The organism is Afipia sp. GW822-FHT03D08 (assembly GCF_058801645.1).
In genome coordinates, this window is sequence record NZ_JBXANK010000001.1 from 2,366,299 (window position 1) to 2,383,733 (window position 17,435).

Sequence of the window (17,435 nt, forward strand, 5' to 3'; positions counted from 1 at the left end):
CGTCGACTCCTTGGGCCAGGGCTTGTCGCCAATCGTCTGGATCGAATGACCATGTCCCTTCGGGAAGTACCAGAGGTCACCCGGTCCATAGTTGTTGATCTCGCTTGCCCCCGACGGGTCGAGAACCACCGTCTGGCAGCGGCCGTCGATCACGAAGGCTCATTCTGCTGCGATCGCATGCCAGTGCAGTTCGCGAGACGCACCGGGATCGAGGAACATGTGGACGCCCGCGATCCCCTTGCTGATAGGGAACTGGTGGACGGTGGCTTCTTTCGCCCAGCCGCCCGAGGTCACCTTCGGAATGTTGCCATCGAGTGAGAAGCGGAAATCGGGAAGCGCGGCCACATCCTTCGGATCGTGATAGGTGACTTTGTCGCCCGGCGGCAGTTCGACCGCTTGCCGTGCGATGCCCCCGTCACCCGGCTTGAACTGGGATGACGCGGCTTGTGCGTTCGTCAGTGTAGACGCCGTCAGAAGACCTCCGGCGCTGGCAGCAAGGACATGGCGGCGTGACATGGGGTTCATGACATTCTCCTGTGTTCAATCGTGGGGCCGCAACAGCAGCAGCTATTCCGTCAGGAGATGATAGGCCGGTGAGCGATCAACGCCTTTGCACGGCATGCTGTCGCTTTGTCATTCCTTGCCGCATGAATCCGCGGATGGAGCAGACGCAAAAGCCAGGTTCGAGAGCGCATCACGATTTCCCGCCGGACTTCACGACGATCTTCGACAGCAATTGGTGACAACAGCCCGGCAATTCGTGCAAAGCCGCGGCAGAAAAGACCTCACATATACGAACGACCGAACCATTCGATCGCCGGCCAATCACGCCAGGAGATAGTCGTGTCGTTCTTCCGATCCCAACACGAGCACGCTGGCCGAATTCGCATATTCGCGCGCTGCATGCATAGCGACCTGATCTGTTCGATCAACGCAGTCTTGGTCGCCATCCAAATGAGGGATGTCGCCAGCTTGCTCGCCTTCGCAGCACGCATGACGAACCTTGCGGCGTCCCTGGCGATGCCGCGCCGGAACGCCACAGGGCGGGATCGATCTGCGTACATGCAGCCTCCTCTCGCTCGTTCGCCAGTTTTGCTCACAGCCAGTTCTGGACCAGGAGATATCCATGACTACGAACTCGAACAATGAAGTCATCAATCACGATCGCCGCCGGCTTTTAGGGACCGCTGCAATCGGCATCGCATCCCTCAGCACCTCAAGCCTGCTTTCCTCAGAGACCCCTGCCGTCGCGGCCGAAATCCATGAAGCCGTTCGCCCGTTCCGCATTGACATTCCCGAAGAGCAGATAGCCGATCTTCGGCGGCGCATCGCAGCGACACGCTGGCCCGACAGGGAGACGGTCGCTGACGATTCCCAAGGCGTGCAGCTCAAGACTGTTCAACAGCTCGCACAGTACTGGTACGCCCACCATGACTGGAGGAAGGTCGAGGCACGGCTCAACAGCCTGCCGCAGTTCATCACTGAGATCGACGGACTCGATATTCACTTCATCCACGTTCGCTCGAAGCATTCGAATGCGCTGCCCATGATCGTCACTCATGGCTGGCCGGGCTCGATCATCGAACAGATGAAGATTATCGAACCGCTGACCAACCCGACGGCCCATGGCGGGACCGCGGCGGATGCGTTCGACCTCGTCATCCCCTCGCTTCCCGGACACGGATTTTCCGGCAAACCGACGGAGCCCGGATGGACTCCTGTTCGCATTGCGCGTGCATGGACGGCCCTGATGCGGCGGCTCGGCTACAAGCAGTTCGTGGCGCAGGGTGGGGATTGGGGTAATGCCGTCTCGGAAACGATGGCATTGCAGGAGCCGGTAGGGCTGATCGGCATTCACACCAACATGCCGGCGACAGTTCCGCCCGAGGTTTCGAGAGCCCTGTCGTTCAACCAGGCGCCGCCTGCTGGTCTTACCGGCGAGGAGAAACAGGCATGGGATCAACTCGACGTCTTCTACAAGAAGGGGTTGGGTTACGCCATCGAGATGTCGAATCGTCCGCAGACCCTCTACGGGCTGGCCGATTCGCCTGTCGGGCTCGCAGCCTGGATGCTCGATCATGACGCCCGCAGCGAGGAGATGATTACCCGCGTCTTCAACGGACAGAAGGAAGGACTCTCGCGCGACGATATTCTCGACAACATCACCCTCTACTGGCTCACCAACACCGCTGTCTCATCAGCCCGCCTCTACTGGGACACGCATCAGGTCTCGACCGCCGGCTTCTTCGATATCAGAGGCGTCAAGATTCCCGTCGCAGTCAGCGCATTCCCGGACGAGATTTACACCGCGCCCCATAGCTGGGCCAAGGACGCCTATTCCAGGCTCATTCACTACAACAGGATGAGCAAGGGCGGCCACTTCGCCGCGTGGGAACAACCCGAACTCTTCGTCGCCGAAATGCGCACGTCGTTCCGTTCGCTCCGAAACGCTTCGTAGTTCAACCGGCGGCGCGAGCGAATGCCGCGCCGCCATTTCACACATGTTCCATCATGAACCGGATTTCGGCATTCTGCGCCCGACATGCAGCGCTCGCTTTCGCGCTGAGGACATTTGCGGCTGCAATGCTGGCATTCTCCCTCGCGCTTCTGCTGGAAATGCCGCGTCCCTATTGGGCGATGGCTTCCGTCTACATCACATCAAGCCAGCTCATCGGAGCGACGTGGTCCAAGGCCGTCTATCGCATGCTTGGAACACTGATCGGAGCTGCGGGGACGATCCTGCTGATTCCGAACCTCGTCAATGCCCCCGAACTGCTCAGCGTAGCTATCGCGCTCTGGGTCGGCGTATTCCTCTACCTGTCGCTGATCGACGGAACGCCGCGCAGCTACGTCTTCATGCTGGCGGGCTACACGGTCGCGCTCCTTGGATTTCCGATCCTTTCCACACCGCAACTGACATTCGATATCGTGTCCGCCCGCGTGCAGGAAATCCTGCTTGGCATCGCCTGCGCCAGCGTTTTCTCGATCCTTGTGCTGCCGCGAACCGTCGCCGCCACGATTGCAGCGCAGGCGGACGCGTGGCTCGACGGCGCACGTCGTCTCGCCATCGATACGCTGACTCGCCGCGACAACAATCAGGAGCGCGACAGCCAGCGGATGCAGCTCGCGGCAGCCGCCTCGGAAATCGACCAGCTCAGCCGGCACCTCGGCTACGAGGTTTCCACATCCGCAAACATCGCGCGCGGCTTGCAACGGCTTCAGCAACATATGCTGTGGCTTCTTCCTCTGCTGGCGGCCATCGAGGATCGCCAGACAGGAATCGCCTCACATGCGGAAGCCTGCGCGCGCATGGCTGCGCTCAGCGCGAGAGTCGCGAACTGGCTCGCCAAGAGCGGTCAGGCAGATCAGGAAGCAACGCAATTGTGCAGCTCGCTTGGCGAGGAGCTTTCGCAACTCGATGCGGACGCCACCTGGGTCAACGCCATGACCGCCGCATATGCTTTGCGGCTGCGGAATCTCATTGACATCACGGTGGATTGCCGGCTCCTGCGCAACGCGATTGCCGACGGCGGCGATACGGACTTCCTGCCGCTCGCCTTCATTCCCGACACATGGACCGCTTCCATCCAGCACCGCGACTACCGGCTTGCGCTGTGGAGCGCGGCCACGGTCGCGTTTTCGATCCTCGCCTGTTGCACGTTCTGGATCGCCACGGGGTGGGTCGACGGCGAATCAGCCGCGATATTCGCGGCCGTCGTCGGCAGCCTGTTTGCCGGCGTGGACGATCCGCTTCCGACATACCGCAACTTCTACAAGATCATCCTGCTGGTCATTGCGGTCAACGGAATCTACATGTTCGGCATATTGCCGCGGGTCACAACTCTCGAGATGCTGATCGCCGCGCTGATGCCGGCATTCGTGCTATTCGGCTGGATGTCGGCACGCCCGGCCACTGCACGCGCCGGCACCTTTCTTGCCATCTTCACCTCGGTACAACTGGCGCTGAATTCATCTTACACCGGCGATTTCGCGTCCTTTGCCAACGGCAGCGTATCGCTCTTTTTTGGCGTCGTACTCACCGCCATTGTCAGCGGAATTGTCCGTCTGTCCGTTTCGGAGTGGGTGGCGGAACGCCTGCTCTCCAGCAACTGGAAGACGCTGGCCACGGTCACCGAGGGCCGGACGTGGCAGCAAAGCGTGGCCATCGCCAGCCTTATGCAGCACCGCCTGACCCTGCTGGCCGCGCGGATCACAGTGGTTCCTGCCGAGGCAAGGAGCAACGCCGCCCATCTTCGTCAGCTTCGCACCGCCTTGAACATCATTGATCTGGGGCGAGCGAATCCCGAACTGTCATATCACGCAAGGCGGATGATCGATGCCCTCCTCGATCGCCTCGGATCGGCTTTCCGAACTCAAACAGCCGGGCGGCTTTCGAGTGAACTGGTTGGTCCGCTCGATGACGCGATTGCGATCACGTTGCAGGAAGTCGCGAGTCCGGCGCGCAATGAAGCGCTCATCGCTCTCACAGGCATGCGTTTCGGACTATTTCCCAAAACGCCGGAGTATGAGCCGCATGAACCTCAAGAGATGAGATTGATCGCATGAAATACGAACTTGATCTCTTCGGCGTCGTCATTCCCAGCCTGCTGTTCTGGGGTGTCGTTGCAGGCGTGCTCACACGCATCGCCAGCAAGTTGCTGATGCGCGCCGGAGTCTACAGAGCGGTCTGGCATCCGGCGCTGTTCGATTTCGCACTCTATGTCTGCATGGTCACCGGCCTTGTGTTCGTTTCCAAGGAGTTTCTGTCATGAGCATCTTTATGCATCTGCTGCGCCGCTTCACTCTGACCGGGGCGATGATGGCTCTCGCGCTCTGGTCCGGCTACAAACTGTGGGACTACTATTTCGACGCGCCCTGGACCCGCGACGGTCACGTTCGCGCCGATGTCGTGCCCATCGCTCCCGATGTCTCGGGCTTCGTCACTGACGTCCTTGTCAAGGACAACCAAAAGGTCCGGCGGGGCGATGTACTCTTCCGGATAGATCGGGCGCGCTATGCCATTGCGCAGGCCCAGACGGTAGCCGTGCTGGAAGGCAGGCGCGCAATGCTCGAACAGGCCAATGCCGACCTGAAGCGCTACAGCGCCCTCACTCCCGACGTCGCCGTCACCAAGCAGAAGCTGGATCAGGTCGTTGCCACCCAAGGTTCTGCGAAGGCAGCCTACGACCAGGCCGTCGCGGACCTCAGCCTTGCCAAGCTGAACCTTGAGCGCAGCGAGGTGCGGGCCTCCGTCAATGGCGTCGTCACCAACATGGAGTTGAGACCGGGGACCTATCTCGCTTCCGGAAAAGGCGTGATGGCGCTGCTCGATTCGGACACGCTTCGCGTCGAGGGCTATTTTGAGGAAACCAAGCTGGCGCGTATCCGTGCAGGCGACGCTGCCAATGTGCGGCTGATGGGCAGTGACCATACGCTGCGCGGAAGCGTGGAAAGCGTTGCGGCGGGTATCGAGGATCGGGATCGGAGTGCGGGAAGCAGCCTCCTTGCCAATGTCAATCCGACATTCAACTGGGTGCGGCTGGCGCAACGAGTTCCGGTTCGGATCGCGCTCGACGACGCCGCGCGCAGCGAACTTGTTTCCGGAGCGACAGCGACAGTGGAAGTACTCGGATCGAACACCGGCGGCTTCAAGCCCGTCAAGGTTCGCGACGAAGGATGCGAACCTCATTCGGGTCACAGCCGGATCGTCCCCGTGCGGCTGGATCAGGTCATGAGCACCTTCCAGGAGCGCTAACCCAACGGAACGTCAAACAGTTCATTTCGTCCTGCACACAGGACATGTGTACAGCCGCATCGCATCAGAGAGGTAAAGGAATTCAGCCATGACACGCACAGTTGCAGATCAGTTCGCCGAAACGCTTGCCGCAGCCGGGGTCAAGCGCATCTACGGCATTGTCGGCGACAGCCTGAACGGCCTCACCGATTCGATTCGCCGCCAGGGAAAGATCGAGTGGATTCACGTCCGGCATGAAGAGGTCGCGGCCTTCGCCGCCGGCGCGGAGGCCCATCTGACCGGAGAAATCGCTGTCTGCGCCGGAAGCTGCGGACCGGGCAATCTCCATCTCATCAACGGCCTGTTCGATTGCCATCGCTCACGCGTGCCAGTGCTGGCGATCGCCGCGCACATTCCGTCCGCGGAGATCGGTGCATCCTATTTTCAGGAGACCCATCCCGAGTCCCTGTTCAAGGAATGCAGCCATTATTGCGAGCTGGTCTCCGGCGCCAATCAGATGCCGCGCACGCTCGAAGTCGCGATCCGCGAGGCGGTCGGCAAGCGCGGCGTTTCGGTTGTGGTGATTCCGGGCGACGTCGCGCTGCAGCCCGCCACCGACGTGCCGCTGTCCAAGGCCGCAGCCCTTCTCCCGCCGCAGCCGTTGACGGTGCCGCCGGCCGCCGATCTCGATCGTCTGGCAACCATGCTGAATGACGGCGCGCGGGTGACAATTCTCGGCGGCTCCGGTTGCGCCGGGGCACATGACGAATTGCTGGCGGTTGCCGAAAGGCTGCAGACGCCTGTCGTCCATGCCCTGCGCGGAAAGGAGCATATCGAATGGGATAATCCATACGATGTCGGCATGACCGGCCTGATCGGCTTTTCGTCGGGCTACTATGCCATCCGCGACTGCGACGTCCTTCTCATGCTCGGCACGGACTTTCCATACCGGCAGTTCTATCCGGAAGGAAACAACGTTCAGATCGCGCAGGTTGACATTCGCCCCGAGAATCTCGGCCGCCGCGCGGCGGTCGACCTTCCTGTGGCGGGCGACATTCGCACGACCCTGCAAGCCTTGCTGCCGCGTCTCGACCAGAAATCGGACCAACACCATCTCAAACAGGCTCAAAAGCACTACGCCAAGTCGCGTCGGCAGCTTGATGAACTGGCCGACGTGAAATCGGGAAGACGACCGATCCATCCGCAGCAGATTGCAAAGGCCATCAGCGACCATGCAACGGAAGATGCAATTTTCACTTGCGATGTCGGCCTGCCGACCGTATGGGCGGCTCGCTATCTGACAATGAATGGCAAGCGACGGCTGCTCGGCTCGTTCTGGCATGGCTCGATGGCCAACGCCATGGCGCAGGCCATCGGCGCGCAAGCTGCATTTTCCGGCCGACAGGTGATCTCGCTGTCCGGCGACGGCGGCTTCTCTATGCTGATGGGTGATTTCCTGACCCTCGCGCAGCTCGGATTGCCGGTGAAGGTTGTAGTCTTCAACAACAGCGCGCTCGGCTTTATTGAACTGGAGCAGAAGTCGACCGGCTTCCTGAATTTCGGAACCGATTTCAAGAATCCGAATTTCGCCGTCATGGCTGAAGCGGTCGGCATACGCGGCATTCGCCTCGAAGATCCATCGGAGGTCGAACAGGGTATCGCCGAAGCGCTTGCATATGATGGGCCTGTTCTGATCGACGCCGTGGTCAGCCGAACTGAACTCGCCATGCCGCCCTCCATTACGATCGAAATGGCAAAAGGGTTCTCGCTTTACATGGCCAAGGCGATCATCAGCGGCCGCGCCGACGAAGTCATCGACCTCGCCAAGACAAATCTGTGGCGCTGAGAATTTGATCTATGGGTCGCGAGGCCGCGAAGCGAAGCGCGGCGAATTTAAGTCGCCGCCAGCTACAGTGACGTGATGGACGCCGGCAGTTGCTCTCCTGCCGGCGTTTTCAATAGCTCGCTTCAAATAAAGAACCCGCCCAGCTGGGAGCTGAGCGGGCCAAGTCTAGGGAGGGACGCCAGTTGGGGACTGGCGAGAGCTAAAATATCCGGTCTGTTGCTTCTGCCAAGTGCGGGGCGACGTAGTGAGCAATTTGTGCAAACGAACCCGGCACCTGAGCAAGCAATGACAATGACCGTTATCGGCATCTCAATTTCCAAACAACTCGGCGCGCAAGTATTGCGTGAGACAACGATCATTCGGTCGAGTCGAAATCGCTCTCGCCGGCGTTCAGCATCGACGCCAATGTGCCAAGCCCTGCATCGAGTTGATCCATTGTCGGAGACGCCAGCGCGAGCCTGACCGCGTTGGGCGCATGGCCAGGCGTCGCTGCGAAAGTCGTCGATGGCGTCAGCGCGATGTCGCGCCTTGCTGCGGCGGTGACCAGTGTTTGCGAGCGCCAGTGCGAAGGCAGCGTCAGCCAGAGGTGATAGCAATTCTCATTCGTCTGGATTTCAAAATCTGAAAGACGATCGGCCGCCAGCTTCTGGCGTGCGCGCGCATCGAGACGTTTCAGCCTTATCAGTTCGGCGACGGTGCCATCGCCCATCAGCCGCTGCGCGGCGGCAAACGCAAAACCCGAGGCGATCCACCCGCCTGAACGCACCGAAGCCATGATGCTTTCGCGCAGCCGTGGCGGCGAAACGATGAAGCCCAGGGTCAGGCCCGGCGCGACTTTCTTGGACAGACTGTCGATGACAATGCAGGTTTCAGGCGCCAGCACCGCGAGCGGCGGCTGTCTGTCGAGAAAGCCATATACATTGTCCTCGATCACCGGAAGATTGAGCTTCTGCACAACGCGCAAAAGCTCCGCGCGGCGGGCTTGCGGCATTGTGATGCCTAGCGGATTCTGAACCGCCGGCTGAACGTAAATGGCGGAGAGATTGTTTTCGCGGTGCGCCTTCTGCACCGCGTCCGGACGCACACCGCTTTCATCCATCGCCAGCGGCACCAGAGAAATGCCGAGCCGTGCGGCAATGCCCTTGATGAAGGGATAGGTCAGCGCCTCGACGCCGCAGCGGCTGCCGGTGGGCACAATCGCGGCAAGTGCAGCGGCAATGCTTTGCCGCCCGTTGCCGGTGAAGACGAGTTGATCGGGCGAGGGCGACCATCCGCCTTGCGCCAGATGGGCAGCGGCGATGCGCCGGATCGCCGGTGATCCGCTGCTGGTGCCTTGTCCCAAAGCCGCGTCGAGCGCCACGGGCTTTTCCAGCCCGTCCAGGCTTTTCGCGATCATCGCCGTCTGGCCGGGAAGCAGCGGATAATTGAACTCGAGATCGATCCGGATGCCGCGCGGCTCGTTCTGGGTGGATGCGCCGCGCCTGGCCGAGATGAAGGTGCCCCTGCCCACCTCGCCCACCACAAGACCACGGCGCAACAGTTCGGTGTAAACGCGGCTCGCGGTCGATACGGCGATCTTGCGCTCATAGGCAAAGTTGCGCTGGGGGGGGAGACGGTCGCCCGGCTTGAGGACGCCCTCGGCAATTTCGGCTGCGATCGCATCAGCCAGCTTCAGATATTCCGACTTCGACATTATTGCACCGAGATCAATTTTAATATTGCACCGATACATATATCAGAACATTGTATCTCCATCAATTCGATTGTCCTGATCCGCAAAGGCCGCAGCGGCACGCTTCCTGAGCGTTTCGCCGAGGGATTTGCTTTGCCTCGCAAGCAAGAGAGCCGAGGCACCGTCCGATCGCTACCACGGAGCAATGTCATGGAACTGACAGTTGTCACGATCTTGGTCGCCTTCGCCGGCGTCTTCCTGATCGCCTTCATGCGCGGCGCATTCGGCGGCGGCTTCGCCATCATCGGCATCCCGCTGCTGTCGCTGGTCATGGACCCGGTCACGGCCGGCGGCCTGCTCGCGCCGCTCTTTATCGCGATGGATCTCTATGCACTGCGCTACTGGAAGCCTTCGACCTGGTCGAAGCCGGATCTGGTGGTCCTCGTGCCGGCGCTCGTGATCGGGATCGGATTTGGCTATCTGCTGTTTCGCGTGCTCGACCATCGTGCCATCGCAATCATGATGGCCATCATTACGCTGGCCTTCGTCGCTCTCTGGCTACTGCGGGGCGCGGACGTGACAACGCAGCCGCGGTCGACACCAAAGGCGATCGCGGCCGGCTTTACATCCGGAATCACAACCATGGTGGCCCATTCTGGCGGACCGCCGCTTGCGATGTATCTGCTGCCGCTCGGCCTCAGCAAGGCCATCTACGCAGGCACCACAAGCATGTTCTTCACTGTCGGCAACGCGATCAAGGCGGTGCCGTGGCTGCTGATCGTGAAGCCGACGGAAAACGTCTGGATCCTGATGGGAATCTGCCTGTTTGCGATTCCACCAGGCGTCTGGGTCGGATGGCGGCTACATGGTGCGCTGGATCAGCGGCAGATTTATCGGGCCTGCTATGGATTACTGACAGTGACGGCGATGAAGCTGCTGTGGGACGGCGTGTCGGGTTATCTCGTGTGATGCTCTCGTGTCCTGCTCGCGTCTCATGTGCGCCTGCGCCGCGAAACCGGTCACGCGGCGCCAAGGAGTTTGCGGCGACTGCCGTTGATCTGTTGGACATGCTCATTTCCCCCGGTTTCGCGGTCCGGCACTTTACCCGATCCGGCAAGGATCGTCTCAGATGTATGAACGATTGTCAGCGGCAGCTTTGCTGCGGTTGCCAAAGTCTTTTCATTCATTGCTGCTCATGCGACGCTCCCTTCCAACCCGGTGGACGATCTAGGAATTCGTATGGCGAAACGGGCCAAAAACAAGGCGTTCTCACAGAGAAAACAGCTCACCAACGCTGCAGGATCGAAGCCTTTGTCTTTGCGCGGACGGGCTGCTGAAGTCGCATTGATTGATCAGTTGCTCGATAGGATCGACGACGGCGGATCGACCCTGGTGTTCAGCGGAGCACCGGGGATCGGAAAATCCGCACTGCTTGAAGAAGCCAAAAGCCGGGCCCGGCAGCGAGACATTACAGTTCTGACGATGACGGGCGTGCTCGCGGAAGTTCATCTGCCGTTCGCCGGTCTCGAGCAGGCCCTGCGCCCGCTAATGAAGCAAACGAAATCTCTGGCCCCTCATCAACGATCCGCGTTGCTCAATGCGTTTGGAATGAGAGACGATGCCACCTCGCCCGACATCTGGTTGGTGGCGCTTGCGACCCTCACGCTCCTGACCGGCGGCGCGACCAAAGAGAGATTCCTGCTCGTCGCTGACGACGCTCAATGGCTGGATCAGGCGACGCGCGAGGTGCTGTCCTTCGTGTCGAGGAGATTGAGTTCGGATTCCATAGTCCTGTTGCTGGCCGCGCGCGAGGGCTGCGATGTGTCATTCGGGGACATCGGCGCGTTACACCATGTGATTTCTGCGCTTGACCACGCCGATGCCGCCGACTTGCTGGAAGCCAAGGCACCCGGCCTCTCCGACGATCTGCGCAGCCGGTTCTTGAGGGAAGCGGCAGGCAATCCGTTGGCCCTGGTGGAATTGCCGCGCGGGTTTCGAGCCGACAATGATCACGATATCCCCTGGCTTCCGCTGACCGAGAGGCTCGAGCGCAGCTTCTCGAGCCGACTGTCCGAGCTTCCTGACGTGACCCGGACGCTCCTGCAGATTGCCGCCGAGAACGACGGAATCTCGCTGCATGAAATCATGCACGCCTGTGGAGTCCTGCTCGCGCGCGACGTCGATATTGCTGATCTCTCTCCCGCAGTCTCCGCCAAACTGATCGACTTCGATGGCGTCGAGGTGCGGTTCCAGCACTCTCTTGTCAGGTCCGCGATCCACCAGGTCACCGACCATGCAACCCGCCAGCGTGTTCACGCGGCACTCGCGGCTGTCATCGAGGATCAGGACCGGCAGCTTTGGCATCGTGCCGCCGCGACGATCGGCCCGGACGACGAACTCGCCGCTGAATATGATCAGATGGCGGAGCGCGCCCAGCGGCGCCGAGCCGTTTCTACCGCGATCCAGACGCTGCAAATCGCGGCGAAGTTGAGCAGCACGGCCGGCGCGCGAAGGGAGCGTCTTCTGCAGGCTGCCGAGCTGGCAGCCGATATCGGCCAGCCTGAGTTGCTTGAGCAGCTTTTGCGCGGGGCCGAGGTTGACGAGTCGGATAAACTCGGTGCCGTGCGCGTTGCCTGGTGCCGCGAATTGAGCCAGACGTCGTTGGCCGGCGACTTGGGAAAAATCCTGCTTCTGGTGGATATCGCCGATCAGGCACATGTTTTGGGCGCAAAGGATCTGGCAATCAATCTTCTGTGGCGTGCTGCGCAACGCTGTTGGTGGAGCAACGCAGATGCCGATGTCTGCGCGCGAATCCTTGCGGCTGCGGACAGGCTGGGATTGCCGGACCTCGATCCGCGCTACATCGCAATCGCCGCCTACGCCGAGCCGCTGCGGCAGGGAAGCAATGTTTACGCAAAACTGGCATCGGTTTCGCACAAGGGGGCGGGCGATCCCTATGTCGCCCGCATTCTGGGAAGCACGGCCAATGTAATCGGCGCGTTCGATCTTGGCGGGAGCCTGCTGGCGGCGGCCAGTGAGGAGCTTCGCAAACAAGGGCGGATCAGCGACCTCGCGCGCGTCCTGTTCGCCCAGGCATGGGCCGAAATGGAAACCGGCGACTGGGTCGGCGCAATGAGAGAGGCTGAGGAATCGGTTCGCTTTGCAGAAGAGACCGGCAGTCCGTTGTGGGCGGCGGCGGCGACAGTCGTAAAGGCGAAGGTCGCGGGTATGCAGGGCAATCTGGAGCAATCCGAAGCCTATGCGACTGACGCGGAGCGCCTGGCCTTGTCGATCGGCGCCAGCTTTCTCCTGGCGATGCTGCAACTGGCGCGAGGCGTCGCTGCCATCGGCGCCGGCCGGCATGCGGAGGCGTTCGAGCATCTGCGGCGGATGTTCACGCCGGCCGATCCGGCCTTTAGCACCGGCCTGCAGTTTTTTGCGCTGGCTGATTTCGTGGAAGCGGCTGTTAACTCCAATCAATCGCAGATTGCCCGTGACGTTATCAGCGAGATCGAACGCGTCTCTGCCCCGGGACCCGTGCCATGGCTAGAAACGATGCTGTGTTACGCCAAAGCGCTGCTCGCGGCGAACGAGGACGCGGAGCAATCGTTCCTGAAGGGCCTCGGACCGGCGGCAAAGAACTGGCCGTTCTTGCGGGCCCGCATTCTGCTCGGTTACGGCGCGTGGCTGCGCCGACAGCGCAGGTCCGTCGGTGCCCGTGCTCCGCTTCGCGAGGCACGCGATATCTTCGACGCGCTCGGCGCCTTGCCTTGGGGAGCACGCGCGCGAGAAGAACTGAGAGCATCCGGCGAAGCAAGCCTGCGCCGGTCAGAGCAGATTTGGGAAAACCTCACGCCGCAAGAGCTGCATATCGCCCAGCTCGCCGCTCAGGGGCTTTCGAACAAGATGATCGGGGCCAGACTTTATCTGTCTCACCGGACCATTGGTTATCATCTGCTGCGGGTCTTCTCGAAGACCGGAATCTCTTCCAGATCGGGCCTGGCATCCATCCTCTCGACAGCCGGTAACGCGGTATCCTGACCTGCCGGTCACCGGACTGGTCATTTGACGGATGCCGCGCAATCGCCCGGCCCTCTACCTTCTGCATGCAAAGGCAAATTCGCTAGCACCGGCAGGAGGCTACTTTGGAAGCAAAGCAGACGCATTCAACGGCTGTTGGCCACGACGAGAACGAATCCCAATGGCACGAGACGCAAGCCGATACCAAAGTATATGCCGGTGTCGGCGGCCACGGATCGCCGGTCACACGCCAAACCGGCAATCTCTCAATCGAGCTCCTGACCGAGCGCATCGCGGCAAGATTGTCACAATCCGGTTTCGATAAGGCAGCTCGCCAGCCGGCCGTTTCCTTCTCAAGCGAAGGGCTCGATCGCCGCAGGTTGATCCGGGTGCTTGACCACATCGAGACGAACCTTGAAAACGACATCGACCTCGACGACTTGGCTTCGGTCGCCTGTCTCAGCCGGTTTCACTTCTCCCGGAGATTCAAGCAGGCCCCTGGCTGCTCGCCGGTTCGCTATCTCGGCATGCGGCGCTTCGAGCGGGCCAAGGCCTGGTTGAGCCAGGGTGAGCGTTCTCTGGTTGATATTGCACTGACCTTGGGTTTCTCCAGTCAGGCCAATTTTACACGCGCCTTCAAGCGCGCGACAGGGATGGCTCCTGGCAAGTATCGTCAGCAGTGCGGCTGGCAGAAAACACTGCTCATTCCGGGCGGATTTCAAGCAATCCAATGACCCTTGAGCAGCAGGTGTACGTCGCACGCTTGTCAGGCCATCTCACACGCAGGCCTTCAACTTCGATTGCCAGAACTGTTGCAGGGCATGGCGGCAACCTGCTCGCAGGATGCCGGCTGCAAACATCGCAGCATCCCCACGCAACAACTGACAACGGCTCGGCAACGCCGGCAAAGCCAACGACGTTCCCGCGGTCTATGAACCAATCAGAGTCATTCCGCATTGTCAGGTCTGGTTGTGATGCCGCTACGTCAATACTTCGGTGGTGTGGGAGGCATTCTTCTCGCCGCGCTGCTTGCTGCCAACATCGGCCTTTCGGCGTCATCCGCGCAGTTGCGCGCTGAAGTTCCCCTCAATGAGATCTTCAATCTCCAAATTCACTCCAGTCACAAATGGCCAGACAAGGTCGTTCTTGTCGTCGCAGAACATCAACCGCTGCCAGTTGCCGAAACTCGTCGCAAGCAACACGCGACATCAACACGGCTATCCATTCAGAACAGCCAAACACCACGCGATGCATTCGCAGCACTGAACGATCCAAGCGCAGACGCGCCCGCTGACTACATTGCTGCGCAATAGCGCGGCATCTGTTGGGGTGCGGATTCCGATTACGCGGTTTGAAGGCAAGCGCAAGATAAGCGAGAATCGCTCAGAGAATCGCGCCGGTGTTGCAGCCGGCCTAACCAACCAACCGGCTCGAGGTCAGCGTTGAAGCCTGTCTGTTGAGATTGCCCATCAATGGCGAAGGGCGAAAGCACAACCGCCGATTTTACCGCACCCCAGCCCATACGCGGCGCGCCCAAAATCCCCCGAGTCATACTGGAAGGGTTCGGTATGCTGCATCTATTTGGTTTGATTGATAAATGGCGCGCCCGAAGAGATTCGAACTCCTGACCCCCAGATTCGTAGTCTGGTGCTCTATCCAGCTGAGCTACGGGCGCGCATTTCGCGGACTTGAGAGAGGCCGGAGGCCGGGCCGCGAAAGAGCGCCATAGCTACCGGCTCCGGGAAAGCTTTGCAAGATCGATAAGGCATGGATTTCGAGCCAAAATGGCAGTTTTTCAGGCCCGGGCCCGTGCATCTCGCAGGCTGCGCAACTCCACGGCCCGATCCGGAATCGTGATTCGGAACGTGGCGCCGATGGTGCCGTCCACCAGATTGAGTTCGCCGCCATGCGCCCGGATCAATTCGGCCGCGATCGCCAGCCCGAGCCCGGTGCCGCCGTCCCGCGACGAGCCCTGAAACGCCTCGAACAGATGCGCCTTGGCCTTCTCCGGAATGCCGGGGCCGGTGTCCGAGATTTCAAGGATCGTCACCGCGCCCTCGCGCCGCCCGGTGAAGCGGATTTGCCGCGCAATTCCAAGATCGGATTTCTCGCTTTCCAGCGCCTGCGCGGCGTTGCGGACCAGATTGAGCAGCACCCGGAACAACTGGTCCGGATCGGCATCGACGGTCAGGCCACGTTCGATGGCGTTGATCCATTCGATCGACGTGTCGGAGCCGACCCCCGCTGATTCGCGGACCTCCCTCACCACCGGCTCGACCTGCACCATGCGGCGATCCGGCGGCGCTTCCTGCGCCTTGCCGTAGGACAATGTGGACTGACAGAACGCGATGGCGCGTTCCAGCGAGCGCATCAGCTTCGGAGCGAACCGCTGCACGCGCGGATCCGGTACGCTGGCGAGCTGGTCCGACAGCAATTGCGACGACGCCAGCAGGTTGCGCAGGTCGTGGTTGATCTTCGAGACCGCAAGGCCGAGCGCCGCGAGATGGCTCTTCTGGTGCAGCATCGACACAAGGTCGCGCTGCATGTCCGACAGTTCGCGCTCCGCGAGGCCGATCTCGTCGGTGCGTTTCGACGGTTCGATAATGCGCGCGGTGCTTTCCGGATTTTCGTGAAACGCCACGAGATTTGCGGTAACCCGCCGCATCGGCCGCACGAACAGATGATGCAGGGCGTAGTAGATCAGGCCCGCGGTGATGCTGGTCATCACCAGCGACAGCAGCAGCACGTTGCGTGAAAAGCGGAACATCGCGTCGCGCAGCGGCTTCTCGTCCACGACAACTTCGATGAACTGTCCGCTGCCGGGCGCGGGGCCGATGACGCGCATCACCTCGTCGCCGCTGTCGAGCATGACCTGAAATGCATCGACGATCGCCGACCATGCACTCGTGTCGCGCATGTCGATGTCGTGGTCGATCTTGGCCGGCATATCGGCCGCCGCCAGGAGCCGCCGCTGCGATCCGCTTTTGATGGCTACTGCGCGCGCCCCGATGCTGGCAAGGATTTGCCGCGCCAGCGCGTCGGGCACCATGCCGCTCGGGGCGGCGTCCAGCACCAGCGCGGCGGTGCTTGCCGCAGCCAGCCGGTCGTTCAGGCGGTTCACCCGGAAATTGGCGATGGACGGCACGTAGATCAGGATTTCAACGATCAGGATCAGCGGAATCGTCAGCAGCAACAGCTTTCCCGACAGCCCGAACCGCAGTCCGGGCTGGAGCTTTGCCAACGTCCGATCAGGTTCCTGGCCGGATACCGCCATTGAGTGATCGCCTGCCCATTTTTCATGATTTACCGCCACAGGATGCGCCTGCCGACGGCCCGGGTCAAACCCCCGGAACTGTTATGGTTTAAGCCTCTGGCCGCGCTCCACAACCTGAGCGCGGTATAAAACCCCAAGATTGACGAAAACAGACCGCTCCCGTATAAGCCGCGCCAACTGTCCTCGATGGCCCGGCTTGACCGGGCCGGTTCATTTTGGACCGAAATTGGTCCACTTCAGGGCCGGCATCGCAGGATTTCATCTCATTATCGGCGAATTGCCTCCGACAAGCGGTCGGACGAGCATTTCGGTAGCGGAGAACGACCGTGAAGCGGACTTATCAACCCAGCAAACTGGTGCGCAAGCGCCGTCACGGCTTCCGTGCCCGTCTCGCGACCGCCGGCGGCCGCAAGGTTCTCGCCGCCCGTCGTGCCCGCGGCCGCAAGCGTCTGAGCGCCTGACCGACCTTACCCCGGGACCTTTCCCATGCGCCGGTTGAAATCATGGACCGGTTGAAGCAGCGCGCGGATTTCATCGCCGCGGCCAGCGGACCGCGCATGGCCAGCCCGGCCTTTGTGGTGCAAACGCGCCGCCGCGACGACAACGGCCCGGCCCGTGTCGGATTTACCGTTACCAAAAAAGTCGGCACCGCTACGGAACGCAACCGCGTCCGCCGCAGACTTCGCGAACTGGTGAAGCGGCTGGACGTCATATCCATGCGACCCCACCATGATTATGTGATAGTGGGCCGTCGAGCCGCGCTGGACCGCGGCTTTGAAACCATGTTCAACGATCTGCGCTCGGCGCTCAGCCGCCTCGAGCGCCAGACGCCCAAGCCGCCAGCGACCTAAGCCACACACAGTCCTTTCCCGAACACGCCCGAGCGCAT

Annotated in this window: 14 protein-coding genes, 1 tRNA gene and 2 pseudogenes; 11 read left to right on the forward strand and 6 right to left on the reverse strand. The window is 61.1% G+C overall.

Annotation, left to right across the window (positions count from 1 at the left end):
• Positions 1–30: 30 nt before the first annotated feature.
• Both AC1RM7_RS11720 and AC1RM7_RS11725 read right to left on the reverse strand, forming a co-directional pair.
• Positions 31–153, reverse strand: a pseudogene (locus AC1RM7_RS11720) (cupin domain-containing protein); the annotation flags it as partial.
• A 6-nt stretch (positions 154–159) separates the two neighbouring features.
• Entirely contained in the window at positions 160–525 is a 366-nt protein-coding gene (locus AC1RM7_RS11725; RefSeq protein ID WP_244434398.1) for a cupin domain-containing protein, read from the reverse strand.
• A 601-nt stretch (positions 526–1,126) separates the two neighbouring features.
• Between AC1RM7_RS11725 and AC1RM7_RS11730 the strand changes: the two genes are divergently transcribed.
• The 5 genes from AC1RM7_RS11730 to poxB all read left to right on the forward strand — a co-directional run bounded on the left by AC1RM7_RS11730 (position 1,127) and on the right by poxB (position 7,580).
• A complete protein-coding gene (locus AC1RM7_RS11730; protein WP_024920472.1) occupies positions 1,127–2,458 on the forward strand; it encodes an epoxide hydrolase family protein in 1,332 nt (443 codons plus the stop codon).
• Positions 2,459–2,511: 53 nt separating this feature from the next.
• Entirely contained in the window at positions 2,512–4,566 is a 2,055-nt protein-coding gene (locus tag AC1RM7_RS11735) for an FUSC family protein (RefSeq protein ID WP_024920473.1), read from the forward strand.
• Complete coding sequence (locus AC1RM7_RS11740) at positions 4,563–4,772, forward strand: DUF1656 domain-containing protein (RefSeq protein WP_024920474.1); 210 nt, start codon at positions 4,563–4,565, stop codon at positions 4,770–4,772. The genes AC1RM7_RS11735 and AC1RM7_RS11740 overlap by 4 nt, the downstream gene beginning before the upstream one ends.
• Complete coding sequence (locus tag AC1RM7_RS11745; protein ID WP_024920475.1) at positions 4,769–5,755, forward strand: efflux RND transporter periplasmic adaptor subunit; 987 nt, start codon at positions 4,769–4,771, stop codon at positions 5,753–5,755. The genes AC1RM7_RS11740 and AC1RM7_RS11745 overlap by 4 nt, the downstream gene beginning before the upstream one ends.
• An 88-nt stretch (positions 5,756–5,843) precedes the next feature.
• A complete protein-coding gene (poxB, locus tag AC1RM7_RS11750) occupies positions 5,844–7,580 on the forward strand; it encodes a ubiquinone-dependent pyruvate dehydrogenase (protein WP_024920476.1) in 1,737 nt (578 codons plus the stop codon).
• 355 nt (positions 7,581–7,935) lie between these two features.
• On the opposite strand, the gene AC1RM7_RS11755 is transcribed toward poxB, so the two are convergent.
• On the reverse strand, positions 7,936–9,273 hold the full coding sequence (locus tag AC1RM7_RS11755) for an aminotransferase-like domain-containing protein (protein WP_006022311.1): 1,338 nt from the start codon (positions 9,271–9,273) through the stop codon (positions 7,936–7,938).
• 189 nt (positions 9,274–9,462) lie between these two features.
• On the opposite strand from AC1RM7_RS11755, the gene AC1RM7_RS11760 reads away from it, so the two are divergent.
• A complete protein-coding gene (locus tag AC1RM7_RS11760) occupies positions 9,463–10,221 on the forward strand; it encodes a sulfite exporter TauE/SafE family protein (protein ID WP_024920477.1) in 759 nt (252 codons plus the stop codon).
• 50 nt (positions 10,222–10,271) lie between these two features.
• Here the strand turns inward: AC1RM7_RS11760 and AC1RM7_RS11765 are convergent, their stop codons facing one another.
• A complete protein-coding gene (locus AC1RM7_RS11765) occupies positions 10,272–10,439 on the reverse strand; it encodes a hypothetical protein (protein WP_160166474.1) in 168 nt (55 codons plus the stop codon).
• Positions 10,440–10,491: 52 nt separating this feature from the next.
• Between AC1RM7_RS11765 and AC1RM7_RS11770 the strand changes: the two genes are divergently transcribed.
• The 3 genes and pseudogenes from AC1RM7_RS11770 to AC1RM7_RS11780 all read left to right on the forward strand — a co-directional run.
• On the forward strand, positions 10,492–13,293 hold the full coding sequence (locus AC1RM7_RS11770) for a helix-turn-helix transcriptional regulator (RefSeq protein ID WP_024920478.1): 2,802 nt from the start codon (positions 10,492–10,494) through the stop codon (positions 13,291–13,293).
• Positions 13,294–13,397: 104 nt separating this feature from the next.
• Entirely contained in the window at positions 13,398–14,006 is a 609-nt protein-coding gene (locus AC1RM7_RS11775) for a helix-turn-helix domain-containing protein (RefSeq protein WP_024920479.1), read from the forward strand.
• A 546-nt stretch (positions 14,007–14,552) separates the two neighbouring features.
• Positions 14,553–14,718 (forward strand): annotated as a pseudogene (locus AC1RM7_RS11780) (FMN-binding negative transcriptional regulator); the annotation flags it as partial.
• A gap of 152 nt (positions 14,719–14,870) precedes the next feature.
• On the opposite strand, the gene AC1RM7_RS11785 reads toward AC1RM7_RS11780, so the two are convergent.
• A tRNA-Arg gene (locus AC1RM7_RS11785) sits at positions 14,871–14,947 on the reverse strand.
• 120 nt (positions 14,948–15,067) lie between these two features.
• Positions 15,068–16,546, reverse strand: coding sequence for an ATP-binding protein (locus AC1RM7_RS11790; protein ID WP_024920481.1), 1,479 nt, complete (start codon positions 16,544–16,546; stop codon positions 15,068–15,070).
• Between the two features lie 326 nt (positions 16,547–16,872).
• On the opposite strand from AC1RM7_RS11790, the gene rpmH reads away from it, so the two are divergent.
• Both rpmH and rnpA read left to right on the forward strand, forming a co-directional pair.
• On the forward strand, positions 16,873–17,007 hold the full coding sequence (gene rpmH / locus AC1RM7_RS11795) for a 50S ribosomal protein L34 (protein ID WP_008542748.1): 135 nt from the start codon (positions 16,873–16,875) through the stop codon (positions 17,005–17,007).
• A 42-nt stretch (positions 17,008–17,049) separates the two neighbouring features.
• A complete protein-coding gene (gene rnpA / locus AC1RM7_RS11800; RefSeq protein WP_024920482.1) occupies positions 17,050–17,397 on the forward strand; it encodes a ribonuclease P protein component in 348 nt (115 codons plus the stop codon).
• The last annotated feature ends 38 nt before the right edge of the window (positions 17,398–17,435 follow it).

What these genes read in the sequence shown, in the direction of transcription:
- AC1RM7_RS11735 (WP_024920473.1), top strand. Translation starts at nt 2,512, where the DNA reads ATGAACCGGATTTCGGCATTCTGCGCCCGACATGCAGCGCTCGCTTTC.
- AC1RM7_RS11725 (WP_244434398.1), bottom strand. Translation starts at nt 525, where the DNA reads ATGAACCCCATGTCACGCCGCCATGTCCTTGCTGCCAGCGCCGGAGGT.
- poxB (WP_024920476.1), top strand. Translation starts at nt 5,844, where the DNA reads ATGACACGCACAGTTGCAGATCAGTTCGCCGAAACGCTTGCCGCAGCC.
- AC1RM7_RS11760 (WP_024920477.1), top strand. Translation starts at nt 9,463, where the DNA reads ATGGAACTGACAGTTGTCACGATCTTGGTCGCCTTCGCCGGCGTCTTC.
- AC1RM7_RS11790 (WP_024920481.1), bottom strand. Translation starts at nt 16,546, where the DNA reads ATGGCGGTATCCGGCCAGGAACCTGATCGGACGTTGGCAAAGCTCCAG.
- AC1RM7_RS11755 (WP_006022311.1), bottom strand. Translation starts at nt 9,273, where the DNA reads ATGTCGAAGTCGGAATATCTGAAGCTGGCTGATGCGATCGCAGCCGAA.
- AC1RM7_RS11765 (WP_160166474.1), bottom strand. Translation starts at nt 10,439, where the DNA reads ATGAATGAAAAGACTTTGGCAACCGCAGCAAAGCTGCCGCTGACAATC.
- AC1RM7_RS11740 (WP_024920474.1), top strand. Translation starts at nt 4,563, where the DNA reads ATGAAATACGAACTTGATCTCTTCGGCGTCGTCATTCCCAGCCTGCTG.
- rnpA (WP_024920482.1), top strand. Translation starts at nt 17,050, where the DNA reads ATGGACCGGTTGAAGCAGCGCGCGGATTTCATCGCCGCGGCCAGCGGA.
- AC1RM7_RS11730 (WP_024920472.1), top strand. Translation starts at nt 1,127, where the DNA reads ATGACTACGAACTCGAACAATGAAGTCATCAATCACGATCGCCGCCGG.
- AC1RM7_RS11770 (WP_024920478.1), top strand. Translation starts at nt 10,492, where the DNA reads ATGGCGAAACGGGCCAAAAACAAGGCGTTCTCACAGAGAAAACAGCTC.
- AC1RM7_RS11745 (WP_024920475.1), top strand. Translation starts at nt 4,769, where the DNA reads ATGAGCATCTTTATGCATCTGCTGCGCCGCTTCACTCTGACCGGGGCG.